Raw genomic sequence first — 4,343 nt, 5'->3', positions numbered from 1 at the left:
CGCCGCACGCCCTCGGGGTCGCCCCCGGGCTGCCCTAGGTTCGGACCTATACGCGCCGCGTCGCTGCCGGGGAACTCGCTGCTGTCGGCAGGGCGCTCGGCCTCGACCCGGCCGGCGTGGAGGACGAGGAGACGCTTGCCGATGCGGCGATCGGCGAGGTAAGGCGCCTCTTCGCCGCGATCGGCATCTCGCCGACGCTCGCCAGGCTCGGCCTGCCGGAAGACCGGCTTGACTGGACCGCTGAGCAGGCGCTCGGCATCGGCCGGCTGATCAAGAACAATCCGCGCTCCTTCGATTCGGCCGCCATGCGCGGCCTGGTTCGCGCCGCCTATGACGGCGACCTGGCCGCTTCCGCCCTCTGACCTTGAGAAAACAACCATGATCGCCAACCAGCATCCGTCGCATCCCGACCAGGATCGCTTCGGGTTTCCATTTGTTCTCCCACGGCCTCTATATTGGCGGCACCTGGCGGCCGGCCGCGGGCGAGGATCAGAGTGATCGGTCCCTCGATAGCAGAACGGCCTCGAAAGTGAGGGAGGGCAGCATCACGGGATCGCGGAGTTCATGGAAGCCAAGTACATTGCGACAAGTTTCTGAAGGCGGAACCTGTGGCCGCCGATCCGTTCCGCATTCGTGACCATGTCGCAAATTTCGACGACCTCGTCGACGATATTCGTACCCGCAGCAGCGCCACTCGCCGCACCGTCGCCATGGAGGCCAACGTCGCCTACGGTTGCGAGTCGGGTGAGACGCTCGATATATTCGTGCCAAATAGTGCCGGTTCGGGCATGCCGATCCACATGTTCATCCACGGCGGCTATTGGCGTATGTTCTCCAAGGAAGACTATTCCTGCGTCGCTGAGACCATCACCCGCGCAGGCGCGGTCGCCGCTATCGTCGATTATTCGTTGATGCCCACCGCGAGGATGGAGGTCCTGATCGGTCAGGTCCTGAAAGCCAAGGCTTTTCTGCAGGCGCATGCCGATCGCTTTGGCGCTACGCCCGGGAGATTTTCCGTCAGCGGCCACTCCGCTGGTGCACATCTTGCGACCTTTCTCTTCAATCGCTCGGTAGTGCCCTCGGGTGTAATTGCTGCTTTCCTGCTTGGGGGGCTATACGATCTCGAACCCTTGCAGACATCTTTCCTCCGTGACGAGATCGCCTTGAGCGACGAAGAGGTGCGACGGTTTACGCCGATGCATCGTGAGCACGACCCTGCAACGCGGGTAGCTATCATGACCGGCGAACTGGAGACTAACCCCTTCAAAATCCAGGCAAATGCCTTCAAAGACCTTCTTGTCACCCAAGGGCTTGAAGTGCGAGCATCGCGAGTTGTAGACGGGGATCACATGAGCACGGTACGCGATCTCGCCGTCGTTGGCACACCTGTAGCGGCCGCATTGCACGCCTTAATTGCGAATGATGCCTGCGAGAAACTGAGGTGAGAATGGCTCAACCGTTCGGACTGTCGCAAAGATATTCGTAGGCGTAATCGACCGCGAGGGTCGCACAAGAACTGTTCAAAATCATCCGCTAGGCATCATCCTGATAGGCGCCGAAAACTATAGCAGCTCTCCCGTGACAGTGCGCAGCTCACGCGTCCTTCAGGCAATTGCCGAAAACATCTCTTCTGCGAGGGCGCGTCAGTGCGCCCGTGCGGTCTGAGCGCGAGTTCCATCCAAATCGTTGGCAAACTGCAAATGCGGACGCAACTCAATGCTCTATCTGGTCCGTCACGGCGAAACTCCGTGGAATACAAGAGTTCATTACCCCGCTCGCTCCCGATCTTTGGGGCGAAACTGAACAGACCCGCGCGTCGCGCTTCGCCATGAAGAAAAATCAGAAGGATCGACGACGAGGCGTTAGGAGCCGCTTCGGCCCTGCCGGTCACATTGGAAAGAAAGACGAAGTGAGCGGCCATTCCCGACCGCCCGCCGGACCTCGAGACGATTGACGACCTTCCGGCTTCACACATCGAGGATGGTCTTGGATCGACTCCCTTGAGCACAGGCGCCTCCCCGTTTCGATGAACAGCCGAATATCAACTACTGAACGGTGTCGCGCGGCGTGCTGACAAGCACAGCGGCTGCTTGATTGGCGGCGCGGAGCGCGTCCTCCATTCCGGTCCCGCTTGCGATTTCAGCGGCCAGCACGCCAGTGAATTCGTCACCGGCGCCATGGGTGCTGACGAGCCTTACCGTGATAGCCTCGATCAAAAATTCCTTGTCCGACTTCGTCGCGCAGGCAAGGCCCTCGCCCCCCGCTGTGACGACTGCGGCTGGATACGTTTGGGCAAGCAGGCGCGCGGCGTCGAGAGCGCCCGCGAGGGAGTCGACCACGGCGACATCGGTCAGTTGCTCGGCTTCGATGGCGTTCACGACGATGACGTCGACCAGTTCGCACAGTAAGGGAGACAGATCGCGAGCCGGGGCTGCGTTGAGGATGACGCGCCCGCCGGCTGCTTTCATTGCCTTGGCGGCGGCGACATTGGCCAGGTCGGGCACCTCGTTTTGCAGAACAAGAACGCTTTGCTCGTTGAACAGCTCCGCTGCTCGATCCACATCCGATTGTCCGAGGAGGAGATTGCTTCCGGACACGATCACCGCTCCATAGTCGCCCTCGCTGTCGAAGATCGCCACGCTCATGCCGCTGCCAACGCCATCCGCCACCTTGACGAAGCGGTAGTCGACGCCTTGACGACCGAGATTTTCCACGAGCGCGCGGCCGAAGGCATCATCGGCGACCGCGCCAATCATAGCGGTCCGGATGCCGGTCTTCGCCGCGGAGACCGCCTGGTTGCCGCCCTTGCCGCCGCATTTGGGATGCCAGCTCTCTCCCGCCACCGTTTCGCCTTTTCGCGGTCGCGCCGGGCCATGCACCATGATGTCATAGTGCAGACTTCCGAAGACAATAACGGAGGGGGAGGCAATCGTCATCCGATCTTGTCCTTTCGTTTTGATGCCACCGCCGACATCGTTTTTTCGAGGTTCTTTTCCGCGGCGTCGTAGTTGCGTTGAGCGACCGCGACAAAGAGCGCGTCGAGAATGTTGAGCTGGGCGATCCGGGCAGCAGCGTTTTCACCCATCAAAGGGGAGCCCTGGGCCGTCGAGCAGAGAACGATGTCGGCGATCTGCGCCAAGGGCGAGCCCCCGTAATTGGTGATCGCGATCGTTCGTGCGCCACTCCTTCTGGCCAGTTGCACTGCATCGATCACTGCCGTGGTGTTGCCGGAATGAGAGAAGGCGACCGCCACATCATCCGCTCCCAGCAACGAAGCCGACATAAGCATCATATGAGAATCGTCCTGCACGCCTGCTCTTACCCCGATCCGCAGGAACTTATGGGCGACGTCTCTCGCGATCTGCGCAGACCCGCCGACGCCATAGAAATCCCTCTGCCCAGCCTTCATAAGGAGGTCCGCCGCTCTGTCGAAAGCATCGACGTCCAGAATCGCCAGCGTTTCCTCGAGCGCGTGGATCGAGGTCCTGAATACCTTCTGGATGATCTCCCGCGAGCTATCTTCAACGGAAAGCTCCTGATGCATCTCGGCCGTCGGAAGCTTGTTGTAGTTCGACACCGCCGAGCGGAAATCCCGGTAGCCGCTGAAACCGAGCTTTTTAGTGATCTTCACCACCATGGCCTCGGATACCCCGGCCTCGGTTGCGATGTCCTTGAGCGCGGTGTCCTCCGAGAAATCACGCAATCCGAACACCGTTTCCACGACCCGTACTTCCAAAGGCGTGAGCCGCGGCATCATCATCCGGATGCGCGGCCCCACCGCCTTGAGATCATTTGAAGAATTCATCCTCTACCCCTTGTGACGCGATCGATCATCATCGCGACCAGGATAATAAGACCAGTGGCCAGAAGTTGATAGAAGGCTTGGACGTTCATCAGCGTCAGTCCGTTGCGCATCGCGCCGAGGATGATCGCGCCGAGGATCGTGCCAATGACGCTTCCCTTGCCGCCCATCAAGGATGCCCCGCCGATCGCGGCCGCTGCGATCGCGTCGAGTTCCCAGAGATTGCCAAGGATGGGCTCAGCTGCGCCAAGGCGACCGATCAGGATCATGGAGGCCAGGGCGGCGAGGACAGCTGAGATCACATAGGCTGTGATTTTGGTGACGGCGATCGGAACCCCGGCGACATAGGCGGCCTCTTCGTTCCCGCCAACGGCCAAGAGGTATTCACCCAGAGGTGTCTTTTTGAGGAGCATCCAGGCCAGCAAGGCGACGACAGCGACCATGATGACCGCATTGGGAATGCCCAGGAGAGAGCCGTTGAACAGCGACCGGAAGACCTGGGGAACGCCAAGCACCGGATGGCCGACCGGATAGATCAGCG

4 protein-coding genes and 1 pseudogene are annotated in these 4,343 nt (G+C 60.6%); 2 read left to right on the top strand and 3 right to left on the bottom strand.

Going from position 1 to position 4,343, the window contains the following annotated elements:
- Window positions 1–362, top strand: a pseudogene (locus C9413_RS28470) (iron-containing alcohol dehydrogenase); the annotation flags it as partial.
- 246 nt (window positions 363–608) lie between these two features.
- Complete coding sequence (locus C9413_RS28465) at window positions 609–1,445, top strand: alpha/beta hydrolase (RefSeq protein WP_040114831.1); 837 nt, start codon at window positions 609–611, stop codon at window positions 1,443–1,445.
- Between the two features lie 600 nt (window positions 1,446–2,045).
- Here C9413_RS28465 and C9413_RS28460 read toward each other — a convergent pair.
- The 3 genes from C9413_RS28460 to C9413_RS28450 form a co-directional block, all read right to left on the bottom strand.
- Complete coding sequence (locus C9413_RS28460) at window positions 2,046–2,936, bottom strand: PfkB family carbohydrate kinase (protein ID WP_040114832.1); 891 nt, start codon at window positions 2,934–2,936, stop codon at window positions 2,046–2,048.
- Window positions 2,933–3,805 carry a MurR/RpiR family transcriptional regulator gene (locus tag C9413_RS28455; RefSeq protein WP_170251234.1) on the bottom strand — a complete coding sequence of 291 codons (873 nt, stop codon included), beginning with the start codon at window positions 3,803–3,805 and terminating at the stop codon, window positions 2,933–2,935. Before C9413_RS28455 ends, C9413_RS28460 begins: the two co-directional genes overlap by 4 nt.
- Window positions 3,802–4,343, bottom strand: a 542-nt coding sequence (locus C9413_RS28450; protein ID WP_170251233.1) for an ABC transporter permease, incomplete at its 5' end; no start/stop codon positions are given. The genes C9413_RS28455 and C9413_RS28450, both read right to left, overlap by 4 nt.

The organism is Rhizobium sp. SEMIA 4085 (genome assembly GCF_013004495.1).
Taxonomy (GTDB): domain Bacteria; phylum Pseudomonadota; class Alphaproteobacteria; order Rhizobiales; family Rhizobiaceae; genus Rhizobium; species Rhizobium gallicum.
This window is presented reverse-complemented; position numbering and strand designations above follow the sequence as displayed.

Coding starts and splice junctions, on each gene's coding strand:
- C9413_RS28455 (WP_170251234.1), bottom strand. CDS start 3,805: ATGAATTCTTCAAATGATCTCAAGGCGGTGGGGCCGCGCATCCGGATG.
- C9413_RS28460 (WP_040114832.1), bottom strand. CDS start 2,936: ATGACGATTGCCTCCCCCTCCGTTATTGTCTTCGGAAGTCTGCACTAT.